Annotated in this window: 22 protein-coding genes and 1 riboswitch; of the genes, 11 read left to right on the top strand and 11 right to left on the bottom strand. The window is 41.0% G+C overall.

Annotation, left to right across the window (positions count from 1 at the left end; translation table 11 throughout):
* The first annotated feature begins 1 nt into the window (after window position 1).
* Window positions 2-532 carry a GNAT family N-acetyltransferase gene (locus tag BCU84_RS09105; protein WP_241906400.1) on the top strand — a complete coding sequence of 177 codons (531 nt, stop codon included), beginning with the start codon at window positions 2-4 and terminating at the stop codon, window positions 530-532.
* A gap of 82 nt (window positions 533-614) precedes the next feature.
* Here BCU84_RS09105 and BCU84_RS09100 read toward each other — a convergent pair whose 3' ends face one another.
* The 3 genes from BCU84_RS09100 to BCU84_RS09090 form a co-directional block, all read right to left on the bottom strand.
* Window positions 615-1409, bottom strand: coding sequence for a hypothetical protein (locus BCU84_RS09100; RefSeq protein ID WP_102527770.1), 795 nt, complete (start codon window positions 1407-1409; stop codon window positions 615-617).
* 93 nt (window positions 1410-1502) lie between these two features.
* Complete coding sequence (locus tag BCU84_RS09095) at window positions 1503-3005, bottom strand: arylsulfatase (protein ID WP_102527769.1); 1503 nt, start codon at window positions 3003-3005, stop codon at window positions 1503-1505.
* 97 nt (window positions 3006-3102) lie between these two features.
* On the bottom strand, window positions 3103-3492 hold the full coding sequence (locus BCU84_RS09090) for a DUF4345 domain-containing protein (RefSeq protein WP_102527768.1): 390 nt from the start codon (window positions 3490-3492) through the stop codon (window positions 3103-3105).
* Between the two features lie 483 nt (window positions 3493-3975).
* Between BCU84_RS09090 and BCU84_RS09085 the strand changes: the two genes are divergently transcribed.
* Window positions 3976-5805 (top strand): mechanosensitive ion channel family protein, encoded by a 1830-nt coding sequence (locus BCU84_RS09085; protein ID WP_102527767.1) that lies wholly within the window; start codon window positions 3976-3978, stop codon window positions 5803-5805.
* Between the two features lie 89 nt (window positions 5806-5894).
* Here BCU84_RS09085 and BCU84_RS09080 read toward each other — a convergent pair whose 3' ends face one another.
* Window positions 5895-6155, bottom strand: a complete 261-nt coding sequence (locus BCU84_RS09080) for a DUF5062 family protein (protein ID WP_102527766.1) — start codon at window positions 6153-6155, stop codon at window positions 5895-5897.
* A 268-nt stretch (window positions 6156-6423) separates the two neighbouring features.
* Between BCU84_RS09080 and BCU84_RS09075 the strand changes: the two genes are divergently transcribed.
* The 4 genes from BCU84_RS09075 to BCU84_RS09060 all read left to right on the top strand — a co-directional run bounded on the left by BCU84_RS09075 (window position 6424) and on the right by BCU84_RS09060 (window position 12725).
* Window positions 6424-7509, top strand: a complete 1086-nt coding sequence (locus BCU84_RS09075; RefSeq protein ID WP_102527765.1) for a phosphotransferase — start codon at window positions 6424-6426, stop codon at window positions 7507-7509.
* Between the two features lie 212 nt (window positions 7510-7721).
* Window positions 7722-10982, top strand: a complete 3261-nt coding sequence (locus tag BCU84_RS09070; protein ID WP_102527764.1) for a winged helix-turn-helix domain-containing protein — start codon at window positions 7722-7724, stop codon at window positions 10980-10982.
* Between the two features lie 11 nt (window positions 10983-10993).
* Window positions 10994-11374, top strand: a complete 381-nt coding sequence (locus BCU84_RS09065) for a DP-EP family protein (RefSeq protein ID WP_102527763.1) — start codon at window positions 10994-10996, stop codon at window positions 11372-11374.
* A 139-nt stretch (window positions 11375-11513) separates the two neighbouring features.
* Complete coding sequence (locus BCU84_RS09060; RefSeq protein ID WP_102527762.1) at window positions 11514-12725, top strand: sensor domain-containing diguanylate cyclase; 1212 nt, start codon at window positions 11514-11516, stop codon at window positions 12723-12725.
* A 69-nt stretch (window positions 12726-12794) separates the two neighbouring features.
* Here the strand turns inward: BCU84_RS09060 and BCU84_RS09055 are convergent, their stop codons facing one another.
* Window positions 12795-13064, bottom strand: coding sequence for a DUF6482 family protein (locus tag BCU84_RS09055; RefSeq protein WP_102527761.1), 270 nt, complete (start codon window positions 13062-13064; stop codon window positions 12795-12797).
* A gap of 223 nt (window positions 13065-13287) precedes the next feature.
* On the opposite strand from BCU84_RS09055, the gene BCU84_RS09050 reads away from it, so the two are divergent.
* Both BCU84_RS09050 and BCU84_RS09045 read left to right on the top strand, forming a co-directional pair.
* A complete protein-coding gene (locus BCU84_RS09050) occupies window positions 13288-13665 on the top strand; it encodes a DUF805 domain-containing protein (protein ID WP_102527760.1) in 378 nt (125 codons plus the stop codon).
* Between the two features lie 389 nt (window positions 13666-14054).
* Window positions 14055-14183, top strand: a riboswitch (glycine riboswitch).
* Window positions 14184-14348: 165 nt separating this feature from the next.
* Entirely contained in the window at window positions 14349-15728 is a 1380-nt protein-coding gene (locus BCU84_RS09045; RefSeq protein WP_102527759.1) for a sodium:alanine symporter family protein, read from the top strand.
* Between the two features lie 49 nt (window positions 15729-15777).
* Here BCU84_RS09045 and BCU84_RS09040 read toward each other — a convergent pair whose 3' ends face one another.
* A complete protein-coding gene (locus BCU84_RS09040; RefSeq protein WP_241906399.1) occupies window positions 15778-16518 on the bottom strand; it encodes a transporter substrate-binding domain-containing protein in 741 nt (246 codons plus the stop codon).
* 315 nt (window positions 16519-16833) lie between these two features.
* Here BCU84_RS09040 and BCU84_RS09035 point away from each other — a divergent pair, with 315 nt between their 5' ends.
* Complete coding sequence (locus tag BCU84_RS09035) at window positions 16834-18321, top strand: BCCT family transporter (protein WP_157936211.1); 1488 nt, start codon at window positions 16834-16836, stop codon at window positions 18319-18321.
* A 73-nt stretch (window positions 18322-18394) separates the two neighbouring features.
* On the opposite strand, the gene BCU84_RS09030 is transcribed toward BCU84_RS09035, so the two are convergent.
* The 3 genes from BCU84_RS09030 to BCU84_RS20705 all read right to left on the bottom strand — a co-directional run bounded on the left by BCU84_RS09030 (window position 18395) and on the right by BCU84_RS20705 (window position 21558).
* Window positions 18395-19303 carry a cation transporter gene (locus BCU84_RS09030; protein WP_102527757.1) on the bottom strand — a complete coding sequence of 303 codons (909 nt, stop codon included), beginning with the start codon at window positions 19301-19303 and terminating at the stop codon, window positions 18395-18397.
* Between the two features lie 385 nt (window positions 19304-19688).
* Window positions 19689-20567, bottom strand: a complete 879-nt coding sequence (locus BCU84_RS09025) for a LysR family transcriptional regulator (RefSeq protein WP_102527756.1) — start codon at window positions 20565-20567, stop codon at window positions 19689-19691.
* Window positions 20568-20658: 91 nt separating this feature from the next.
* Window positions 20659-21558, bottom strand: coding sequence for a hypothetical protein (locus BCU84_RS20705; protein WP_157936210.1), 900 nt, complete (start codon window positions 21556-21558; stop codon window positions 20659-20661).
* A gap of 405 nt (window positions 21559-21963) precedes the next feature.
* On the opposite strand from BCU84_RS20705, the gene BCU84_RS09015 reads away from it, so the two are divergent.
* Entirely contained in the window at window positions 21964-22326 is a 363-nt protein-coding gene (locus BCU84_RS09015; RefSeq protein ID WP_102527754.1) for a response regulator, read from the top strand.
* Between the two features lie 232 nt (window positions 22327-22558).
* The gene (locus BCU84_RS09010; protein WP_102527784.1) at window positions 22559-23158 is read left to right on the top strand and encodes a GNAT family protein; all 600 of its coding nucleotides are present in this window, start codon (window positions 22559-22561) and stop codon (window positions 23156-23158) included.
* Between the two features lie 131 nt (window positions 23159-23289).
* On the opposite strand, the gene BCU84_RS09005 is transcribed toward BCU84_RS09010, so the two are convergent.
* Entirely contained in the window at window positions 23290-25356 is a 2067-nt protein-coding gene (locus BCU84_RS09005; RefSeq protein WP_102527753.1) for a S9 family peptidase, read from the bottom strand.
* 245 nt (window positions 25357-25601) lie between these two features.
* On the bottom strand, window positions 25602-26117 hold the full coding sequence (locus BCU84_RS09000) for a hypothetical protein (protein WP_102527752.1): 516 nt from the start codon (window positions 26115-26117) through the stop codon (window positions 25602-25604).
* Between the last annotated feature and the right edge of the window lie 103 nt (window positions 26118-26220).

The following is a 26220-nucleotide window of genomic DNA, read 5'->3' as shown; positions in this document are numbered from 1 at the left end:
AGTGACAATAATCATCGAAACTGAACGCCTAATCATTCGTGAATTTAATCTTGGCGATACAAAGGCTGTACTTGAGTTTAATTCAGAAGAAGTCAACCGCTACACTGGCGATGCAGGCATGTGTAATAACATCGAAGATGCGAAAAACATTATTCAGGACATCTGGTTAGCAGAATATCAGAAATATGGTTTTGCTCGTTGGGCTGTGGAGCTAAAAGCCACTAACCAAGTGATTGGTTTTTGCGGTTTCAAAAATGACTCCAGGATAAATGCTGTCGATATCGGCTATCGCTTACACCCAGATTTTTGGGGTAAGGGCTATGCCACAGAAGCTAACCTTGCCTGTATTGAGTATGCTAAGAAGCATATGGATTTAGATATTATTTACGGCGAAGTTGTTAACCTTAATCTTGGCTCAGTGAATATCATTGAAAAATTGGGCATGAGCTTTATCCGAGAATACCAAGAGGATGATTTTACTCTTTTACGCTATGCGCTTTCTCTAAAAGGTAATCCATTACCAACTGAGTAATGTTAAAAACAAAAAGAGCTCAGACATGGTTAAGTCGAGCTCTTATGGATACGTGATTAAGCATGACTGCTATTTAGTCTCGCTAAAAGTACGCAGCCCAACCAATGAGAAAACCTTGTGAAGCGGTATCGTAAGCAAAATTATCTTCATTATCGTAATCAACCCAGGTGGATTTATAGCCCATATTTAAATCAGACCAAGTGTTTATCTGGTATCTGACGCCCGTCATAATCGACGAAGTGAAGTCAGTATCAGTACCTAAACCTGCATCTGCGCTAACATAAAAAAGCCAATCCTCATTAATTGGATTCATCCATCGAATACCAATTACATAATCAACCCAGTCATCTTCTAAGTTAATCTCACTGAAAATGGCATTATTGTCTTTGCGGTATAACTGCATATCAATGTCGTTATCCCACCAACGCAGTCCAAATGTATAATCCAGTGTGCTATCGCCATATTCATAGCGTTTAAAGCCCTTAGCTTCTAATACGCCTTGGCGAATATCAATATCGCCTTTTAGCACCAAATTGTTAGTGTTATCTATTATGTTATTGGTTTCACCATTGAGCTTCATGAAACTATAATCAATGTAATAGCCCCACTGATTCTGATGAATTCCTTCAAAATGCACCATAGCAGTCATTTCAAGGGTATCCATAATAAATTGCGGATCAACATCGACCTCAAGATTCTGATCGTTGACAGTGGTGTCGCCACGTATATTCAGCGCTAACCCGTAAATCTCTACGCTGTGCTTCCATGATGCTTCTGTTGTCGAGAAACCGTCATCAGCAAACACGCTTATTGACGTAAACCCTATCGCTGTAGACAACAAAGTACTGCAAACAATTAGCCACTTTCTAAGCTTCATAAAACCTTCCTTGTTAACATGTAGACCTATATAACCCAACCGAAATGGCTATATAGGCCCTTTAAAGCAGACATTGAAAGAGAGTAAAAGCCTTTAATTCCCAACGCCACCACTATTAACTGAACCAATATCAGCTGTCATTGGCGGCCACTTTTTAAACGTCTCTAAATGCTTTTGTACAGCAGCTTGCGCTGGGCCAAATGCCCACATTTTTTGTCCCATCCATTTGAGGTACATGCCAGATTCTTCAGCGGCACGTTCATAAGGATCACGTCGAAGGTTAAATAATAGCGGCGCATTCAACTCTTCTTTGGCTCCTGACCATCCATTATTCTGTACCACAAAATGCGCCTTCCAATCACCAACTCTTACAGCCTGTAAGCGATCACGTTCGTAATAAAAAATCTCTTTACGCTGCGAAGGCTCATCTTTAGTCAGCATACCCAGCTGGTTGTAACCATCTAAATGGGCTTTAAAGCCTTTATAACCCGTCAACATTTTCTGCTTCAGATCATTAGGACCACCAGCTGCTGCAACCAAGGTAGGTAAAAAGTCCATACCATCAAACATGCCATTTTTAACTTGGCCCGCTTTAATTTTGTCAGGCCAACTAATTAACATTGGCGCTCTTACTCCGCCTTCCCAAGTGGTGCCCTTCTCACCATGAAATGGTGTCATACCGCCATCTGGCCAAGTCATTATTTCAGGGCCATTATCAGCCGTGAATACAATGATGGTGTTATCAGCAATGCCCAGTTCTTCCATTTTGGCTAGCATTTCACCCACATGGTCATCTAAATCTTTCATGACAACTTCTTGTAACCCCCAGCCATTTTGGCCAAGCATTTTTTCGTACTTAGGCGATAAATGAGTCCAAACATGACCTCGAGATGGGCAATACCAAGTAAAAAAAGGCTTATCGGCTTTGACTGCTCTTTCAATAAAATCGATGGTGTGTTTGTTTACTTCATCATCAAGTGTTCGCATACGTTCAATCGATAACGGTCCATCATCTTTAATAGACTGCTTACCTTTACCTGTTGATTTAGCATGGATTACATTACGAGGAGCAAATGATTGAAATGCTGGATCGGTAGGCCAATCAGGGTCTTCGGTGTATTCCATTGCATTCAAGTGATACAACCAGCCCCAATACTCATCAAAGCCATGCATTGTAGGTAAAAACTCATCGCGATCACCTAAATGGTTTTTACCAAACTGGCCTGTCATGTAGCCCATTGATTTTAATATCTCTGGCAGAGTAGGAGTATTTTTATTCAGCCCTACTGGTCCGCCTGGTAAGCCCACTGTATGCATTCCCGTTCTCACCGGAAGTTGCCCTGTCATAAAAGCAGATCGCCCTGCTGTACATGAAGGCTGAGCATAATAGTCAGTCATCAAAATGCCTTTTTCAGCAATACTGTCGATATTAGGTGTATCACTACTCATCACGCCATTGTGATAGGCACTTAAGTTTGAGATACCAATATCATCAGTAAAAATAACAAATATATTTGGCTTATCCGTTGCCGCAAATACACTGCTACTGACCAAAGTGAATAGCGTTAATACTCCCCATGAAACAATACTTTTCATACAGTCACCTTTTAGTTTAAACATCAATTTGATTATTAATTAACACATTAAAAGCTATGATTTATAAGCAAATAGCTCACTAGACTTGCGATAGAACTTAAACGTCTTCTAATACTGTTTTTCTGATCATTTGAATGCCCACTACACCAAAGCCAATTTCCAACAGCAGATACACAACCAACAACCAATGTGGCATACCATCAATGAATAAGCTCAAACTGCGACCTGCAGCTAAACCAAGCATAAACACGACCAAACTGTATAAAGCTGCAAGCCTGATGGATGCCTTTAAAGCACCTGCCACCCAAAAGAGCACCAAGGCTAAATAAAGCCCCATTACAGCGCGAAAAATATGAGTCACATTAATGGGTTCTGCGTTGATATCGAATAAAAATGAAAGTGAATTAGCTGGAGAAAAACCATAAGATAATGCGATAGGAAGGAGCCCTACAGCCGCCAGAAGTAAAAATATTTGTTGTGCTTTCATGCTTCATTAACTCCATGTTGTTCTGTGAGTCTAAGTTTGATTCCATTCAACTGATAACGTACTTAATTTGTCGCGTTTGGTATTGGCTAAAACAATGATGCTCTTGTTTTTACAGGGTGTTAGTGGTTTCAGGCTATGTAGATTCAGTCTAGGCAAGATTCAACATTAATCAAATTCAACTTAGCTATTATTAAAAGTCTATTATTTTCAATAAGTCGCTATTCTTCAGCAAGAACGGTATCAGGAACAACTGCCTGAAATAGATAACCCACTTAACCTGCGACAAACACCACTATGCTCAGCTTCTTGTAGGCATTAATTGTTATCTGGAGGCGTGGCTTTACCTTAAGTGGCAAAGTATCAACCGCAAAAATGTAACCACCTTTAACTAACTTTGTGAAAATTATGATAATTCGAGCTAGCAGTCTGATGATAAAACACATATATTTGAAAGTGTTTCAGGTCTTATTTTAGGGATAAATTATGATGCACAATTGGCGCTGGGTTCTCTCTGTTGTTTTACTCATTTCACTCCACTGTGCCCCCTTTAACGCTGTTGCCGCTGATGACATTAATCTCAAAAAAGTCGCAGAGGCAGAAAAACGCAGTGAAGCCATTGCCGAAGCACAAGGCGGGTTGATACTTGCCCGAGATGGTGAAACGCCACTATCAACATTAATCGCCATAAGCCAAGCGGTTGAGCAAGATGATTGGGAAACAGCGGCTGAATTTGTCGACTTACGTTATTTACCTAACGGCATTAATCCAGAAGACGGCCCTGAATTACTGCGAAAGCTATCCATTTTATGGAACAAGCAAAATATCATCGACTTGTCGCAAATCAGCGATCAAGCAACAGGACACTTAAACGATAAGCTCCCAAGTTACCGAGATTTACTGGGCGTACTTGAAACCAATACCGGCCCAATTCCTGTTTATATGCAGCATGTCCCAGATGGAAAAGGCGGTAAAGTTTGGAAAATATCTAACGCTACCGTCGCCAAAATCCCTGAACTCTGGGACGAATACGGTTACAGTCCTCAAATAGAAACCCTCGCAAACTTCTTACCTGAATTTAAAGCCTTTCACATGGAAAACTGGCAATTACTCATATTCAGTTTAAGCATATTTTTTGGTTGGATAGGCACTGGGCTAATTAGTATCGCGGCCAAAAGTCTAGCCAAACACTTCGAGCCTCGTATTGCAGGGTTAAGCCGATTTTGTGGCCGCAGTCTGCGTTGGTTCTTATACTTATCATTACTGCAATATGTCGCTTTAGCACTTGGATTATCTGTGCGTGCAAGAGTCTGGTTTGATAACAGCACGTTACTCTACCTTGCCAATACCATTTTGATTTTGGGTTTAGTTGAGCTTTATTCTGCTTACAAGTCTAAGCAACTTCATGATCAAGATAAAAGTTACAGTGTGGCTTTATTAAGACCTATGGTAGCCATTCTTAAAATGGTCATAGTAGTGATTATCGCGCTGATGTGGTTTGAAAGTTCAGGCTACAATATGGCGACAATCCTAACTGGTTTAGGTGTTGGCAGTTTAGCCATTGCATTAGCCGCACAAAAACCATTAGAGAACGTCTTTGGCGCATTAACCCTCTATGCAGCAAGGCCGATTAAACCCGGTGATTTTTGCCGCTTTGGCACAACCTTAGGCGTGGTTGAAGAAATCGGCTTACGCTCAACCCGCATTCGTAAGCTTGACCGCACCGTAGTGCATATCCCTAACTCAGTATTTTCATCCCAAGAATTAGAAAACTTTTCAGTGATCGATCGCCGCCGTTATAAGCATGATTTGCGAATTAGCCTCGATACTTCCAAAGAGCAGTTACAAATGCTGCTGATGGAATTACGTAAATTACTTTTATCGCATCCAAGAGTATTAGAAATCGCCCAGCGAGCACGTTTTTTAGCGATTGAACGTGACGCTTTTGTGGTCAACGTCAATGCTTACATTGATACTGGTGACATCAATGAATATTTTGGTATTGCCGAAGATTTGAATTTTCACTTATTGAACATTATGAAAACACTGGATATCCATATTGCGCCAGTAGGGCAAAATGTGGTGCTCAATAATGCGGTGCCTGCTGATCTCAACGCGCAGCAAAAGGCAGAGCAAACCATTCGCCAGCTTATTGAAGAAGAAGAGCTACCCTTTCCAAATTACAGTGAAGACACCCGCGAAGGATTTAAAGATAGTGTGGCTTATCCGCCAGTCGGTAGCGTGACTAAGCCTAAAGATGTGCTGAAATCTCCTGAAGAATTAGAAGTAGATAACGAGATGGACGCTAAATCTTGATGGTGAAGCAGCCTTGATGGAAAGATAACTCAAAATAAAACTCAAAAAGCCAAGCAGACGCTTGGCTTTTTAGTACGACAGCCCACCATTTAGTTCATTAATGGATGCTCTGGAGGAAGCTGTTTTGAAATCCATAACACCAATTTATGCTTTCTATTAGGGCCATCATCTTTGTCTTCGGCAAGTGCTTGTATCAAGCCATCTTGTACTAGTAAACGATAAATACATTCCACTTTATCTTTTGGCGAAATACCTACACCAAAATCTTTAAAACCTCTTTTTTTCGCATACCCCTCACCAATTTCCATGGCGAGTTTCAGTAACTTGCTATCATTTTTGCCTGGCTTCATATCCAAACTCCAGTCGGTTTCAATACCTTAAAATTACGCTATTTAATTCAAAGTTCAATGCATAACCCCTAAGTCTTGAGAAGTATTTCACTTATTCAGCGGTTAAACATACAATTTGCTCAATATTTATTGAATAGTGTTTATTGAATTGAATCGCATTTATTGAATTGTGTATTGAGTAGTATTTAGCTCATTTCAACGCCAATACTGTTTCAATACCGTTTCAATGCCACATCAATACCGATTATAGAGAGATTATTTTCATCGAATGAATATTGAAACTGACTTTAATTCAAGCGTTAACTCAAGTGTGCTCAACACCATAAAACAACAAACTGGTGCGACAACAATTACTCAAATAGAGCGGATTCAATCGCTTTGGAGTGGTTACGGCGAATTGTTCAGAGCTCACTTGTGTGGTTCAACCTATGGCAGCGTGATTGTTAAACACATCAAGCTACCTATGATGGATCCACAAAATAGCACCACAACACAATCGCACCCTAAAGGATGGAATACAGCCCTTTCTCACCAGCGCAAGATAAAGTCATACCAGGTAGAGTTTCATTGGTATCAAAATTACGCCAACCGATGTAGCCAAGATAATCGGGTGCCTAAATGTTTATTTCTAGAACAAGATGGCGATGACTGCTTATTGATTCTTGAGGACTTAGCCACTGTTGGTTTTAACAACGTCCTCACTCGAGTTGATGATATCGCCATCAAATCTTGCCTTAAATGGCTCGGGAGTTTTCATGGCCAATTTCTATTTCAAAATCCTGATGTTCAGCACCTAGATTCAACTGAAGAAGATAAAAAAGTAACTAACCACTTACATGAAAAGCTCTGGCAGCAAGGGACCTATTGGCATTTAGATACTCGACCAGATGAGTTAGCAGCATTAGCCGACCCGAACTTAAAAGCCGCAGCCAGGCAAATCGATACCCTACTAAAACAAAGCCCTTTTCAAACCTTAGTTCATGGCGATGCTAAGCTGGCTAACTTCTGTTTTAGCCCAAATCACCAACAAGTGGCTGCAGTGGACTTTCAATATGTAGGCAAGGGTTGTGGCATGAAGGATGTGGCGCTGCTACTCAGTAGTGTACTGACATTTACAGAAAGTGAGGCAAAGATCTCTGGGTTACTGGATGATTATTTTAACGCATTGGTCAGCAGTACTTTAGTGCATCAGCCCCAAATATGTACCACCACATTGGTCCAGACTTGGCGACCTCTCTACTCCATCGCTTGGGCTGATTTTCAACGTTTTGTAAAAGGCTGGAGTCCTAATCATGTTAAAATTAATCCCTACACTGAAGCGTTAACGCTCAAAGCACTCAATCAGCTTAAATAACGACCATTCTTTTTATACCGCTCAACAGTGCATCTAGCTGCACGCCTTAACAATCCAATCGAAATAAAGCCTATATTTTATACATTTTCACACTTTAAGTGGTTACATATCTAACCATAAGTTGGTATAAGTAAATGCTAATGAAACGCAATTGCGATTATTTAGCAGTCAAAGCATGATGCAAATAGCTGGGATTTCAACGGAATGTAATAATGAAAAAAGAGATTTTTTTCTTTGGTGAGTGGCAGGTCGACCCCAATAGCAATAGCGTAAACCTAGGCAAAAAAACCAAACAGCTTGAACCCAAAGCAATGGACGTGCTGATCTTGCTATGCGAGCGCAGCGGTGAAGTCTTAAGTAGCGATGATATTGTTAATCACTGCTGGCCAGATAGCGATATTGGCGACAATCCACTGCATAAAATCATCAATCAATTACGCCGCGCCCTTGACGATAAAGCCACTTCGCCCTGTTATATCGAAACCATTCGCAAACGTGGCTATCGTACTATTGCCGATGTTAACTTTCCCATTGGACACGAAACCGTTGCCGATAACCAGCTGTGGAAATCTGGCTCACCCTTTCCAGGCCTGCAAGCCTACTCAGAACACTTTTATGAAGTCTTTTTCGGACGCAGTAAGCAAATAAGCGTCTTACTCGAACGCATCAGCCAGCAAGTCAAATTTGGCCGTGGGTTTTGCCTCTTATTAGGCCCCAGCGGCAGTGGTAAATCATCATTAATTAATGCGGGAATTATTCCCAATCTCACTGTCGGCGCAGGTTACAACGGCGTGCATCTTGCCTCCTATGGCAGTCTCGATTTTGCAGATGTATCTAAATCGCAACTCTTCATTGAACTTGCTGGCGTCATGCTCGATTGGGAAATCAATGATTTGCCAGTATTTGACGGTGACAGTGCCGACTCACTGTCTCATCGACTCATTACTGAGCCCCAAGCTATTGTGAGTCAATGTAAACAAGCGATAAAATCTAACCATAAACGCCACACTCACTTTGCTTTATTTATCGACCGCCTCGAAGTCTTACTATCTTCACCGATATTTTCTCAAGAGCAGCGCATAGCATTCATCAGCATCCTCGAACAATTAGCTAACTCGGGTTGCATTTTAGTACTGAGTGCCTGCCGTAATGAGTTTTACCCATTATTAGTGGCCTACCCCAGTTTAATGACAGGAAAAGGGCGTGGGGCTCATTTTGATTTATCGCCGCCTACTCGCAGTGAATTACTGCAAATGATCCGACTGCCAGCTGTTGCCGCCAATTTAACCTGGACCAGCGATCCTGATACAGCGACCCCCCTAGATGAAATATTATGCGCTGAAGCCGCCAGTAACCCTGATGCACTCCCCATGCTGCAGTACATGCTCCAAGCACTGTATTTAAAACGCAGCAAAGATGATCAGTTACTGTTTAGTGTCTATCAAGAACTTGGCGGGATAGAAGGTGCAATAGGTAAAAATGCCGAAGATGCCATTGCCGAGCTAACTGTGCAGCAAAAAGCCAGCTTGCCTCATGTATTGTCGCTATTGGTCACATTACGTGAAGATGAATCATCAATCACCAGCCGCACCGCTCGCTGGGCACAACTGCACACCAAAGAAGAACGGGCTCTGACCCAGGCGATGATCAATAGTCGTTTATTTGTTTCCAGCCTACAAAATGGCGAACCCTGCTTTAGCATTGCGCACGAAGCCTTATTAAGGCGCTGGCCAAGAGCCACATCATGGATTGCCGAACATAATCAAAGTATTCGTATTAAAAGCCGATTACAGCACCTTTCTAGCCGTTGGCTGCAAGAAAATAAACATCATGCATACTTACTTGCCGACGGTAAACCACTGAAAGAAGCGCAAGCACTTAAAGCTAATCCGTTATTTGATTTAGAGCCACAAGAAATCGAACTGATTAATGCCTCTAGTAAACATGAACGGATCAAGCGCTGGCAAAAAACCTTCACCGTCTCATTGCTGTTTTTGCTCACTATCACCTCGATTTTAGCCAGTATTAAAAGTTTCGAAGCTGAGAAGATGGCACTACAAAAAAGACAAGCAGCTGAAAACCTACTTGGCTTTATGGTGGGAGATTTTGCCGACAAAATGCGTGGCATTGGCAGAATGGATTTACTCGATGGTATTAATAAAAAAGCGCTGGAATACTATAGCGAAGCATCAACCCTTAAAGACACCAGCTTAAGCTTTGAGTCTCGCTTTCAACAAGGGCAAACACTAGAGGCGATGGGAGAAGTGGCTTATTCACGGGGTAAAATAACCGAAGCCAAAGAAGCATTGTTAGCCGCTAAAGAAAAGCTCAGCGCATTGTTAATTGAGCAACCTGAACATTTTGAGTTGCTTAAAACCCTAGGGGCTAATGCGTTTTGGTTAGGGCAATTGGATTATGACCAAAGTGACTGGACAGCCTCAAAAGTCTGGTTTGAACAATACCTAAATTACAGTAAAAAAATGTATGACCTAGCGCCAGAAAATACAGAAGCGCTGATGGAACTGTCATACGCATATAACTCCTTAGGCTCTATTTCGATAAAACAACAACGCTTTCATGAAGCCACCAATGACTTCACTGAATCATTAAAACTAAAAGAAATGGCCTGGATTGGAGATGAAAATAATAGCCAACTTATCGCTGATATAGCCGACACTCGTTCATGGCTTGCAACTGCAACAGTGTCTCAAGGTGACATCAATACTGGAATCAAGCTTCATGAACAACTGCAACAGGACTTAGTTAATTCGAATATAAACCTAAGCCCTTACTCCCTTAGCCGACTATTTGGTAGTTACCATATTCACTCTAATTTGCTCCGCTATCAAAGAAAATACAACAAAGCTTTTGAAGTGGCTATGTCAGGACTAAACACTATCGACAAAACCTTAATTCAGGATCCGAAAAATGAACAATGGCAAAAAGACAGGTTCGATGCATTGTTACGATTACTAGAAGTCGTTAACAAAACAAACCTGCATCGTATGGAGTATGACGTTGAGGCCCTAGCAAATTTATTGAGCGAAAATAAGCAGCTGATTAACTCTTCAAAAAATCAGTTAATTTGGGCTAATTATCATTTGGCATCTGCACGTTATTTTTTCAATCATAATCAATATCAACAAAGCGCTGAATACGCCGCTATTGCCGTGGATTTATTTTCTGATATTTCCAGTCGGCACCCTGATAATATCAGTTACAAAGCTTTACTCTCTTCAAGTCAGCTATTAAGCCAGCAGACACTCACCCTAGTTAACTCTAAGTTCAATGACACCTCAATCTGTAATGAAGTCAAAACAAGATTAGCACTACTCTTTCAAAAGAATAAACACCCATTAATCACAAGTCCGTACTTTAAAGCACTGCAATGCTTAGGCGAACCTCTACCAGAAAATCAACTTAGCACTATCACACAACTTGTTTTACCTACCCACAATATAATGATTAATTAAAAGGAATTATCATGCTAAATATCACTGGCAAAGCCACTTTTATCACTGTTACCGTTACCATCGATAAAAATGAAGTCCCCACTTTTTCATACAGTAATGACACGGGTTCTGTCGAAGTTTCTGGTGAAAGTACCATTACTTACTTACTAGATGACTTAACAGACAAAGGATTGAAATTTGTAGGCGCCGCTTTCGAAACCCCTTTTGACGGTGTTATTGATGCTGTAACCACCAGCAGCGATGGTAAAATTATCCAGTTAATGGACCTCGATAAAGTTATTGGCACCACTAAATTTCAATTTGTATTAACAAACACCGATAACTCACTCTTATTACTCAGTGAGGATCCTCAAGTGATTAATAGAGGAGAAGGTTCAAGTAAAGCTTGCTAACTACCACTCAAACACAATAAATAACAATCACTTAAAAAGGAAGGTTGGCGAAAGGTTATCGCCAACAGAGTTCGATAGAGTATTAACTAGAAAACGCAGCTAATGCGATGAAATTAACACACTAGTAAGGATACTCGTTATGTTAGAACTCACTTCCACTGCAGAGAAACAGCTAAGCCAGATTTCTCAAGTGAAAATGGATATGTTCATTGGTGACACGCTTAGTGGTAATTATCATTACAAGTTTGGCGCTAATGAACAGCCTCCGAGTGCTAACCCATTAAAAATTGAACCCCAGTTCCTATCTAATAATTTAGCTCAACATACGACGGCTAATGCTGCAGATCTAGCCGCAAATAAAACACGCACTGATTCAAATGAATATAATCATTTTGATAAAACGTTGGAAACTAGGTTCAATCCTCCTCATAGCACAACCATGCTTGGTGGTAATGCGCTCAGCTCATTATCGACTTTAGTTGATTACATGATGGAAGCGATGATTGTGGTTGATGAGTTTGGCAATATCCAAATGGCTAACCGTCACGCAGTGGCGTTATTGCTCGATTGCAATAAAAGTTCTACAAACTCTTTAATAGGTCAACGCTGGCAGTCTTATTTGACCGAGCCTCAAAAGTCTCATTATCAACAGATGATTCTCGAATCAACATTTGAGCCAAGACCACTAAACCATCTACCTAATGAAACCACGCTTAACATGTCCAATGGCCAAACCATTGATGTTGAAATGTCTGTAACCCATTTTCCTATGTCAGAACCTTTATTTGGCATCATCATAAGAGATTTAAGTAAGTATCGCGCAGAGTATCAACAGCTTTATAAGTGGGCATCAACGGATTGCTTAACTAATTTATCTAATCGCCGTGTGTTTGATGCCGACTTAAAACACCACTGGAAAACCTGTATTGAACAGGGCGACCCAATTAGCGTATTGATTATTGATATCGACCATTTTAAAAGTTTTAATGATAACCATGGGCATGTGATGGGTGATCGCTGCTTGCAAAAAATTGCCGCTGCGATTCAAGCGTCTTTACCCAATGAAAATTGCACTGCCGCCAGATATGGCGGAGAAGAATTTGCCTTAGTGATGCCAAATTGCGATACCTCAGAAGTACAAGCCACGGCTCAACTTATTCAGCAAAATATTAATGCTTTGACTTATATGGATATAGGCCTAGATATTTCGGTTTCTGTCAGTGTGAGTCAGGGGCATGCCAGTGAGGTCAATGGCCAGTTCAGAACGGCCAACGCCCTACTTTGCGCCGCCGATACAGCACTATATCGTGCGAAAGCAGATGGTAGAAACCGTATAAATGCTTGCTGTTAGTCTGCAATTGCGAGTTAACAAAAAGCTGGCTTGGTTTTGAATCAAGCTAGCTTTATTGATCAGCTTGAATCACAAGTTAATCACCTGTTGGTATTTACCGCTATTATCTAAGCCACACATCTCATCATAAGCCGTTTGATATTCAAGGTGAGCGATAGCGTAATCATGACTTTTCAGTAAGGCTTTAGCTTCAACGATTGAATGAACACACTCGCCTGCCACTTCGCCATTTAATCCGGCGAAGTTATTATTCGCATCAGTAAGGCCCACCAAATAATGCGTGGCATCAGCAACACCAATGATCGTTGCAATACTTCCCGATTGATTCATATTATCCATCATTTGGCACCTGTTTAATTGGTTATAAAGTGCACTACGCAAATAGTGAAATATTGGTTCATTAATCTTCAAAGATAATGGAATAAAGACCAGTATCATTAATGTGTTCAATTCATGTTCATCACTGCGTAATGCTGATATAACTAATGACTTAAGCGGTAAACCTATGCTGTCTCTTTATGGTTTCAATTGAGTCAATGCCCCCGATAACAAGGAATAATTCATGGATTGGTATATAAAAGTTCTTAAAAATTACATTAACTTTAAAGACAGAGCCCGTCGTAAAGAATATTGGTTTTTTGTTTTATTCAATTTAATTGCGGGCATTGTATTGGGCTTAATTGACAATATGACTGGCACACTAAGCCCTGAGACCGGATACGGCTTGCTCAGCGGTATCTATTCTTTATTAGTTTTCTTACCAGGGCTTGGCGTTACTGTACGTCGATTACATGACACAGGCAGAACCGGTTGGTGGATATTAATTGGATTAATCCCGCTTATTGGTGCTTTGGTTCTACTGTATTTCCTCGTATCCGATAGCGAGCAAGAAACTAATCAGTACGGCCCAAACCCGAAGGGCTTTGAGTATGAGTGTTAACTTATCCTCAATAGCAGTGATTGGTCACAAACCATTCACTGCCGCTTTATAAAATCTCATTATGGCTACTCAGATTACTTTGGGATTGGGATTACTGTTGAATAATAGCGCAGTCAGTTACCGCTCGATTAAACTGTGATCCACTTCTCTTGAGTCAATGAAATAGATCCCGCATGCTAATCGCCCTTTTTGATTAATCACTTAGCTAATACCAAGCAAGATTATTCAATAAGATCCGTTCGGATGAAGGTAGCAGGAGAGTGGGGAGTAACCCCACACCGACGAGGCAAGTTTATTCATGCAATGACATTTTGTGTAAACATTAAGTCATTTCAAGCAAATGAATAAAGCACTCTTTCAGGTGCCACATAGTGGTGAGGACTGTTACTGGACGAGCCTCTGGAGAGACTGTAAGCAAACGTGGTTCGTTAGCGATTGTTATTACAGCGCCGAAGGCGAAAGTGAGGCTGACTTGTCAGTCACGCGAAACGCTCAGGCAAAAGGACAGAGGAGAGGATGACTGTATTCATTTATGGTCGCTGTCGTTTGCTGCTGCGCCTGATATTAACCTTGAGCTATTAGAACAAGGTGATGCTTCGCCCGTCTCTTTCTTCAGTACCACTGATCAGCCATTTCTTTTCCTCCTCCATATTAATTTTGTTGTTTAATATTCGAGGAATATCATGAATTTTCACGCGCTTTTAGCCGATATCAATGCCATTGTTTGGGGCCCTATTACCCTTTGCTTACTTGTTGGTACAGGTCTTTATCTCACTATTCGCCTTAAACTTTTGCAAGTTTTCCAGCTGCCTTTTGCCCTTAGTTTGTTATTCAAACCCGCTACTGGTAAAGGCGATTTATCGTCTTTTGCAGCCCTATGTACAGCCCTATCCGCCACTATCGGTACAGGTAATATTGTTGGAGTTGCAACCGCCATTAAAATTGGTGGCCCAGGCGCATTGTTTTGGATGTGGTTAGCCGCCTTTTTTGGCATGGCCACTAAATATGCTGAATGTATGCTCGCAGTTAAATACCGCACCACAGATGCTAAAGGTAATATTGCTGGCGGGCCAATGTATTACATTGAGCGTGGTTTAGGCCTCAAGTGGTTAGCCAAGATCTTTGCTGTATTTGGTGTTGGTGTGGCCTTTTTTGGTATTGGTACTTTTGCACAAGTTAATGCCATTAGCGATGCCATGACCATCGCCTTTAATGTGCCAACCTGGGTCACAGCGTTAATACTAACTACCATGGTTGCTGCGGTAACATTAGGCGGGGTAAAACGTATTGCTAACGTTGCTCAAAAGTTAGTACCTACTATGGCCCTAGGTTATGTGCTTGCGTGCATTTGGATTTTATTTAGCTTTTCAGAGCAAATCATTCCCGCTCTCGAATTAGTCATTCACTCAGCCTTTACTCCTATTTCTGCTGCGGGCGGATTTTTAGGTGCGACCGTTGCCCAAGCGATTCAAATTGGTATTGCCCGCGGGGTGTTTTCAAATGAATCGGGCCTAGGCAGTGCGCCAATTGCGGCTGCGGCAGCCAAAACCAACGAGCCCGTGGAGCAAGGGCTTGTGAGCATGACAGGTACCTTTTTCGATACTATTTTAATTTGTACCATGACAGGTTTAGTGTTGATCATTACTGGCGTGTGGAATGGTGATACTGCCGGTGCAGCAATGACCAGTGCCGCTTTCGCCTCAGGCGGCTCTGTGATTGTCGGTCAATACATTGTGACTATTGCGCTAGTGTGTTTTGCCTTTACCACCATTTTAGGTTGGCACTATTATGGCGAACGTTGCTGGAATTATCTGACTAATCAGCGCTTAGGTGACAAAGGAATTAAGATTTACCAACTGACTTTTTTAGGGTTAATTGCGGTAGGCGCTTTCATTCAATTAGATTTAATTTGGATGCTGGCTGATACCGTCAATGGCCTGATGGCAATTCCTAACTTAATTGCACTTATCGGCTTAAGACATGTAATTCTGACGGAAACAAATCACTACTTTGAAAACAAAAAACGTCAAGTTTCTCAACCTCAAACAGCTAATAGCAACTAAACGCACACAATAGATTTATTCGTTTTCATTACCGATGTGCAATATCAGTTTATTGCTGATATTGCTCATTTTTAGTGTATTTATCCACAATAGCTTGAATGGTGCCATCATTTTGCAACTGGGCAATAGCCATATTAATTCTCGGCATCACGCTACTGTGTTCTTTACGCAAGCGCATCACTAACACCCCACTTGAATGTACCGCAGCAAGCGCTATGGGTAATTGCAATTGCTTCGCCCAATACAATGCAGGTAAATCACCTGATATCGCCGCGCTAACGCGATCTTTATGTAACGCTTTGATGAGCTGTTTTTCAGATGCGAAATCGACCCGAGTAAATATGTCATCATCATGGTAAAGGTAGCCGCGCACCGTTCCAATAGACTTGCCTGTTATCTTGTCTATGTCAGACCACTGAGACTGGTTTTTTTCAAGCGTGATGATGTTTTCTTGAATAGATAAGATCGCGGAAGATTGAATAAACTGATCTCCCATATCACCTTTAGGAAACCAACTAGGACTAACAAAATCAAAATCCAGCAGGCCTTTTTCTAGCGCTTGATTAGTGCGCTTAGGCGGAAAGTTATGTTTTTCGACTTCAACTTCGGCAATGGATAAAATTTTAGGGACCAGTTCACCCAAAATCCCCGAGTTTTCAACTTTATTAGGAATATAATACGGCACCCAACTGCTTGAACCATTCACATTATATTTAAGAGTAGTCGCTATACTTATTGAAGAATAAAACAATACAAAAGCCGTCACGGCAATAAGTCTGATTTTGTTCAAATAATTATCCCCCATACAGTACAACAACAAATAAAAACCAATCATTTATTCTTTTATCAATAATTTACACTAGAACAATTTATTAACATAGTTAAGCTTTTATTCGTTTATGATGCTAAAAACATCTTCCTTATATAGCGACAAATTGATTCGTCACTCAGGTTTAGTCCTTTAAATCCCCCTCAGATCCAGCTATGACGCATCAAAAAACAGCTTAAGCTAATACTAAAGTTCTGTTTAAGACTTTAAACTGATAACTAATTCAGTCATAGTGAAAAAACTGAATATAGCTTCGAATACTGGATAGCGACTAGATTGGAATCACGTAATACAAGCCCACGTGCAAAGTCTGAAACACCGCCATTGCTGACGCCTAAACTCAGCTTTTATATACCCGTCATAATCATTGCGGGCTTGTTGTTGACCTTCCCTCACAAAACGTTGGCAACATTCAGCTTATTTACTCAGTTTTTTCTTGAACATTTTGACTCTCAATTCATTCAGCTTTCGAGTTTATTACTTATTTTTGCTACAGCAATATGCTTCAGTCCTATTGGCAAAATACGTATTGGCGGAGAAAAAGTGCAAACCGAGTTCAGCTTTACCAGTTGGATAGCCATGCTATTTACTGCAGGCATGGGATCGGGGCTCATTTTTTGGGGCGTTGCAGAACCTGTATATCACTATGTTAACCCACCTGCATTTTTACAAGATGACTTCTCATCGGTATCTGGCGCGTTAGCGATTACCTACTTCCACTGGGGTTTGCATGCTTGGGCGATATACGCCATGGCTGGCTTAGTCATGGCATGGTTTGCATATAATCGTAATCGCAGCCTGAGGATCAGTGCCAGTTTTAGCGCAGAAAAACCTAAATGGCTTAGCGTATTAGATTTACTTGCGGTCATTGCGATTATTTTTGGCATGGCTGGCACCTTTGCCAATACTGTCGCCTTAATTCAAACAGGGATTGAGCAAGCGATTGGACTTGATGTGGCCAGTGTCGGCTTTAGAATTGGGCTAATTTTGTTTATTGCAGTGCTATTCACCTTGTCATCCATTGCTGGATTAAATCAGGGAATTAAACGATTAAGCCAGTTTAATACCTTTTTTATGGTGGCTATTTTGGTCACGGTTATTGCTTTAGTTGATCCCTTCAACAGTCTACAGCTCATGTTTGAGTCAAGCGTGAGTTATTTGCAGTTACTGCCAAAAGTCTCTTTTAGTGTCGGAGACCCCGCTAATTGGAGCCAAGGCTGGAGCGTCATTTATTTGATTTGGTGGATTGCTTGGGCGCCTTTCGTTGGGCCGTTTATCGCTCGAATTAGTAAAGGCCGTAGCATCAGGCAATTTTTAGCATGTACCATTTTACTGCCAACACTCACTTCAATTATCTGGTTTTCTGGCTTTGCTGGTAGCGTGTTAACTCAACCCTTTGCTGCTGAGGTTATGGCTGCGGTCAATCAAGAATACACCTTAGGCTTGTTTAGCTTTTTTAATCAGTTAACCCCAAATGGTTTCCCCTTGGGCAGCATTTTATCGGTTGCCGCAATACTACTGTTAATCACTTTTCTTATCACCAGTGCAGATTCCTCCATTTACATTACCAGCATGCTCACTGGCAGTGAAAGTCACATTGCCAAAATGCTCTGGAGTCTTATTTTAATTGCGATAACAATTGCACTAGTGACCATTAACGACGTGGATTTAAACAAGCAAATTGCGATTGTTGGCGCCATTCCATTTACCTTGGTCATGTGCGCTCAAATAGCTTTTTGGATTAAGGATGTACTGAAAAGATAAGCAGGTCATTAGTCTTAGATAAGCATATCGAGAGTCAAATCAATGAGGCACTCGATTTAGGATTAACACATTGTTATTTAACGTCAGTAGCGATATCGAGATTCAACTTCACATTCAGCGATAAACGCGCAAGTTTACGGTTCAATAATTCACGAATATGTTGAACATCAGCCAATAATTGATGTGATTTTTTAGGATCGACATTAATGTTAACCATCAATTCAGGTCCTACTTTGGCAATGCCGGTTAACTTAAGGTTTTGCGGTGATATACCGTTAGCTTCAGAAACACTTTCACGCACAAGTGAACATATTTCTTGATCAGGTTTCATCATTAACAGCTCGCGTAATGCATTGGTTAACATAACAAAAGGCACTTTTAGGAAGTACAAACCAATACACAACATCATTAGAGAATCAGCATACACCGCGTAATGAAACAAGGGCGTCATCTCAAGAATCACGGCAATAATTAAGCCGCCACATACCGCTGCGCTCAGTACCGTATCCATTTGCCATTGCTTTTCTTCAGCGGCCAATAAGCCACTTTGTTGCTTTTTAGACTGGTTTTTATGTTGCAGCCAACGCCACACTCCCCAACAACCAACTAAATTGATAAAACCAAAAATAGCTGCAAACGAAGTATCAATTGCTTGACCACCATTGATAAACACATGAAAAGCACTGAATAAGCTGTAACCCAGTAACATCAAAATCACTAAGCCTTTAATCGCAACAACTAACGGTTCCATCATGGCTTTACCAAAAGCGAAGTGAGAACGTGAAGAACCATGCATATAGCCAGAAGCAGCAAGAGATAACATTGTCAGTAATAAGCTAATGAGTGAGTAAACACCGTCAAAAAGAATGACAATAGATCCACTTAACAGGCCAACGATGACCCCGAGGATTGCAAAGCTAAAAGCAGCGACTGCTGACAGCTTAAGTAATTGTTTATCTTGTTTGTTGCTCTTTGCACACATTCATTATCACCTGTTAAAACCTAAGAAAAGTATGGCGTTAACAGCGAAAAACCTCAATGTCGTTAAGGTGTACATAAAGTGAACTTAGATGGGGAATATATGATTACATCATTATTTCAATGAGTTACCAACCTTCTATAGCGTCAACTAATTTGACGCTCAGTGATTGTGATATACAAGCCCATATTTGAAGAGTTCAAATATAACGAGCGCTAACATGAAAGGCTTTAATATGAAGAACTTTAATATGAGAGGCTTAAGTTGAAGAGCTTTAATATGAAGTACTCTAATATGAAGTGCTCTAATATGAAGTGCTCTAATATGAAGCCTACGAGTTAGGCTTAGCAAATAACAAGTGCCAATTAATTAATCAAAGTCAGCACCTTTAAAACTTAAACAAATAGTCGCTCACTTGATCTGATAACCAAGAAATCGGTGCTGGTATTGCATTACCGGGAGCTGAAAATAAACAATAATCTTGATGGGTTAATCCATAAGTATGCTTAATAACAGCCAATTGCTGTTGGCGTAAATGCTGCCTAATCAATGGTTCAGGTAACACACCCCAGGCTTTTTCAGACAATATTGTGTTGAGCATATATTCAAAGCTCGTAAAGCCAATATGGGTTAATGAAAAAGGCTGCAACTCAGGATTATCTTTATCATTGAGATACACCATCACCGCTTGCATAGATTCACGCAGTTGAATATCTGACACACGGCGAAGACTGGCTAACGGGTGGGTATGTTCACACACCGACATCATTCTTATGCGCCCGAGTGGCAAATAGTCAGTATTGGCATCATCCACTCGCTCAAAGTCGACCCCAAAAGCAAAATCAACTTGCTTGGTATTCACCAAGTTAGCTAAGTCGCCACTGGATGCCAGCACGGTGTTCACTGTGGTTGCCTTAAAATTATTATTCAGTTGATGAATGAAATCTTGCCAAACCTCATCAGGAAAGGAGTCGTCACGCGCGAGCCAAATCTCTGAACGAAATTTCTCTGACGTTTGTTCGCAGGTTTGCTTTATTCGCTCGCAGGTAGACACCACGCTTTCACAATCTTTATAAATAGACTTACCGACTTCAGATAACTCTAGGCTATTACCAGAACGGACAAATAATGTCGCCTGCAAATTCGACTCAAGCGCCTTAATCGCCATGCTTAGCTGGGTGCGATTACTGTTAAGTTGCTTAGCGGCTGCAGTAACAGAACCCGTATCCGCTACGGCGCAAAAAATCTCTAATTGCTTTAGATTCATAGATTATCCATTGTGATAACTCACCCAGCTATCCTTCAGTATAAGTAGACTTTTATAACAGGCTTTTAATAACAGGCTGCTAATAATAGGTTTACTGCTGGCGCTGCCTTAACTCAAATTGTTCTTTCGCCAACTCATTGTATTGGGCTAATAAACTTAATTCATCAACGTTAGCTAACAAGGTATTTAAGTCGATTTTTAATTGCCCTTGATTATCAAACTGACTCGCAAACGTGCCCATATTAATCATATCAATCTGCCAATCAGTGAGTTGCCCAATAACATAATTACCATATTGGAAAGCCTCAAACTCATTCAACAACGTAAGGAAGTCACTAAATCCAAACCCCTTGAGTTGTTTTTGCGCCTTAAAAGCGGCTAAATACCCAGCGGATATCGCTACAATTTCACTGTCACTGTCACTGTCACTGTCACTGTCACTGTCATTAGCATTAGCATTGGCATTAGCATTTAATGCTTGCTGGAATTGGTAAGAGTGCCGAGTCTCATGAATCAAAAAAGCCAGCGAAGCATAAGCCTCTTCTTCGGCTAATTTATCTGGATTTAAGTACACAATTCCATTGCCACCCGCTTCAATATCAAAGTCAAAATACACCATTTTGTTGGCATAGCTATGATTATCAATAATCAGTTGCGGCGCCTTAGTACCAAAGCTTCGCACTTCTAACGCAAACACTTTTTTAAGCCATGGTATTTGTTGCTCAATAGTCATCTCAGGCCATTGCTGAATTGCGTTAGTCAGCGCTTTATCTTCTGCGATTAAGCCTAATAAACGATCGCCATCTTTTATTGTTAATGCATAAGCTGACACTAAGAAGTCGTGAGCTTCAGGCTGCAATGCAAATGCATCAGGTGCCTGTCGCTGCAAAGTTTCATTCGCATAAAAACCATCGGTTAGGCTTGGAAGTGATAACCCCATAGCCAGTGATAAAAACGCTCTGGCGGCGAAAGTCTGAAAACGAAATGTCATGATGCGAATGTCCTTTAAAAGAGGATTATTTTTGTTGTTATCTCACACTATTATCGCAGCACTTTATCACTTATCGTGACGCCCTTCACGTAAAGCTGAGCTAGAATATAAGCGTATCATTTCATTCTTCTCGCGCTTTAACACACGAACCACAATGGCAGGCTATGTAAAAACATTAAACGGGCTTGGATAGAAACGGAGTGATTGAAAAGTATCGTCAATATAAAATCTAGAAGTGGTGAACTAAACCACAACACAATAGTCGAAATTGTTTGTAGTTATTAATAATTAGCACGACGACAACCGAGTCACCTCCCAAGGACTCAACTTGATTAATACGCTATAAGCCATTAAGGTTATCGTTAGTATAATAGTAGTAATATCCACACCTTAAGTGAGGTAACAATGGACAAGTCCAAAATATTAGTGATTGATGATGACCCAGTTTGCACCAGTATGCTGCTCGCTATTCTTGGTGATGACTACTTGGTTATGACCGCTAATTCTGGCGACGGTGCAATTGAACTATTGTCTTCTGTAGAACCTGATTTAATCTTCCTTGATATCACCATGCCGGATGTAAACGGTTACCAAGTGATAAAATACGTCAAGAAGCATAGCCTGAACCAGCAAGTGCCGATTGTTGTGGTCAGTTCTTTGATTGAGGAGTCGGATCAAGATTTCGCGTTAAAGCTCGGTGCTGACGATTACTTAACCAAACCAATTTTGCCGAATAATGTTCAGAAAATGGTAGATAAATACCTTTAATCGCTTAAGTAGTCATCGATGAAAACATCAGTAGTTAAAGTCGATAGTTAACATCGATAGCAAACACTGATTTTGAGTTCACACCGATGGTTATGCCATCAACATAATGCCTGCAACTGCAGGCATTATTTGATCTTACTCATATGAAACCATCACATTGTCGTAAATGTTCAATCCTGAGCAAGCACTATTGGCTATGATTTACCTGAACTCACATGACAGGTCACAAGCAATGCCTTTTAATTTTAATGCCTTAAAATCTGGTCAATCAATTCCTTTGACGACCACACTTACCATTTCCTTGATCAAGCAAGCTGATTTGATTGATATTATTCAGATGTTCGATAACCCCAATGTGACTCAATATCTATTTTTTGCCCCTGCGCCAGTTGAAGTTTATCAAGATTTCTTTACCCCGATTATCGACAATACCCAATCAGCAATTGATGCCGAAAAATGGCCAGATAATCCAACCATCATCATCAGAGATCACAATGGTCGCTTTATGGGCATGGCTGGTTTACCTGCTGTGATGTTTTTAGAAGGTAATTATGAAGTCGGTTATCAATTGCCTGAATACGCCTGGGGACAAGGTATTGCGAGCGCTGCTTGCCAGCTGCTGACTCACCTTGCTTTCACTGAACTTGGCGCGCATAAAATCACCGCAGATTGTTATCGCAGTAATATAGGATCATACAAGACCATGGAGAAATGTGGCTTTGTATTAGAAGGAACCCAGCAAGATTATTTTAAACTGGGCAACAAGTTCGACGATCGCGTTTTTTATGGGATCACTAAAACACAGTTTCTAACCATGTCATCATGCGATTAGAGCCTATTCGGCAATATTTAGGCAGCAATGAATGATTAACCGTTAACAACAAAAATGCCGAGCAATCAGATTGCTCGGCATTACTTCTCACCATCAAGTTAATGAGTATTTTAACCAAAAACTAAGCGAGTTTACTTCGCCCCTGGCTCAGCATGTTGGTTCATCCACTTTTCAACTTCGTTGTACCAATAAATTGAATTGTTTGGCTTCATGATCCAATGGTTTTCATCAGGGAAGTAAATCATCCGCGATTCGATCCCTTTAGTTTGCAAGGTGCGGAACAGCTCAAACCCTTGACCCACTGGCACGCGGTAATCTAATTGACCGTGTACCACTAGGGTTGGAGTGTCAAAGTTTTCAGCGCCGTAATGTGGAGAGATCGATTTGTAGATCTCTGGGTTATCCCAGTAATCGCCAAAGCGAGTGCTGTGGACCGAGAAATCAGCGGCCATTTGCGAATACATGTTATACACAGCAGCATGGATAAACAGCGCATTAAACGGCTGATCTTTTTGACCGAGAATAATCGACGATAAGTAGCCACCGTAGCTTGCACCGCCAGCCACTAAACGCTCGTTATCAATCCAATCTTTAGCTTTAAACCAATCGGTTGCTTTAAACACATCCTCTAATGATTTGTTTTTCCAATCTGGGTTAATGCTGTCAGTATAATCTTGACCAAAACTGTTTGAACCATGGAAGTTAGGCCAAGCCGTTACATAGCCCCAAGAGGCAAATGTTTGCGCATTCCAGCGGTAATGGAAACCGTCAGAAATCGCACTGTGTGGGCCACCGTGAATAAGCATCATTAACGGATATTTTTTGCTTTTATCAAATCCTGGCGGGTAATGTACCCACATTTGCACATCTTCATCGTTGTAACCTTTATAAGTTACTGACTCATAAGTGCCCATGTCGACGTCTGCTAAAACATCATCGTTAAAGCTATCTAAACGAGTGGTTTTGCCATTCTTAGGATTAATTTTCACTAAACGTGCAGGGTACAAAAAGCTATCATTTGCCGCAACGATAGTACCGTCATTAGCAATCGCTGGTGCGCCAAAGTTGGTTTGCTTAGTGATCGGTTTTACTTTGCCATTTTTAGCACTGATATGGAAAATACGGCGGGTTGCAGCATCATCAATAGCGGCGTAAAAACCTTTGTTATTTACAGTCCAGCTAAAGCGAGCCACTGAGCGATCCCAGTCAGTTGTGATCACTTTTTCAGAACGTTTTTTCACATCTAGCAGTACTAGGTTCGCTGTGTCAGCGTAAAAACCATGAATAAGCTGACGCGTAAACGCTAAAGTTTTACCATCAGGGCTAAAGGTTGGATTGGTATCTGGCGCTTCATTTTTAGCCGTTAAGTTTTCCACTTTACCACTGCCAATTGTTGCCATAAAAATATCAATTTTAGGGTCAACTTGGTTATCCCAGCCATTACTATTAAACGCAATTAACTTACCGTCTGGCGAAATATCGTAGTTGCCACTACTTTGCGATGAACGTGGTAACTGCTTGTTTAATGGCTGAGTAATAGCCGCAATGTCACCGCCTTTAGCAGGAATACTAAATACGTGTGCTTCACGGTCTTCGTCAATCCAATGATCAAAGCTTGAGAATGGTAATGCATTCCATTGGTGTGCAGAGACTTTAGTATCTTTGTTGGCTTTTAATTGAACCGACATTTCGTCCCAGTTTTTATTTGGGAACACATTACTAATAAAGTAAATATTGTCGCCAACCCACTTAATGCCTTTTACACCACCAGACACTTCAGTTACGCGCTGCGCCTCACCTGCTTTGTCCATTGGTAATAAATACACTTGGCCAGCTTCGTCTTTATCACGCTTGCTAACAAAGGCTAATGTCTTACCGTCAGGTGAAAACGTCGGTTCGCTCGCTCTCAGCCCTTTAGCTGTTATAGGGCGTTGGCCTTTACCGTCTTTATCAAACAACCATAGTTGAGTGGCACCTTTATCTTCAGGCACATCGTATTGGGTTACTGGCGCAATAATAAACTCACCGTTTGGTGAAATAATTGGATTGCCGATTCGGCTTAGTTTCCACAACACATCCACTGATAATGTGGTGTTTTGCGCTGCTTTTTGAACTGATTGTGTTGATTTGATTTGCTCTGCAGCCATTGACGCTGCTGGCATCAACAAGCACATAAGCACTATCCCGACTTTCTTCACGAGAGGTCTCCTTGATCTAGTTATTGTTATTTTTATTCCGCTGCCATCATTAGTAAATTGCGGCAGTAAGTTAAGCTAGCGATGAATGTTAATCGAATTAACACCGAGAGAACGGAACAACCATCACCCTTGTTACATCAACATAAATCCATTGTCATGGTTAACAATTAAATAAAGCTTAATGAATGCTAGCTAAAGGCAGTAAAGGGATAATTAAATAGCAATAAAGACAAGCCTTGAAGTAATTACAGTTTTGCCCTCAATTCATTTAATGCAGCAACTGAAAAACCTTGGTCATAAAAGTAGATGATTTTTCCTTCTGCATTTAACAATACCACCCGAGTATTATTCGGGTTTTCATTACCGGTAAAGGCTTGCACTTGTTCGCCATCTTCATAAATGGTTACCACGCCTTTCCACAATGGTTTTGGAATACCCGCGCGCATACCATTATCGATTAAGGTACTGAACATTCTTGGAAACATGCCTTGAATCGTCGGCAACTCATACACCGCAACTTGGGTTTGAGTCATGTCCAAACCAATCAGCCAACGGTCAATATCAAACTGTGAGTCTTGCTTGTAGCCAATTAACAATAGAGTCACTTGGCCACTCACATCCTCAGGAAAGTTCATCGCAGTTTGCGCTAAACTCTCACCTGACACCGACGGAAACACCTGCCCCGTCACCTGCTGATTTGGATAAGTGGTACTGCATGCACTCAGCAGCAATACCACCACTAACATTAATATGGCTCGCATTTTACAATCCTTTAATTATTTCATTCGCTAAATCAATAATTAACCATACGTAGCCCAGAGGAATATAGATTGGAATTTTGAAGGTATTTTTATCACAAACAAA

This window comes from Shewanella sp. 10N.286.51.B7 (assembly GCF_002873615.1).
Classification (GTDB): domain Bacteria; phylum Pseudomonadota; class Gammaproteobacteria; order Enterobacterales; family Shewanellaceae; genus Shewanella; species Shewanella electrodiphila.
Note: the sequence above shows the minus strand (reverse complement) of the source record. Positions and strands in the feature narration are given on the sequence as shown.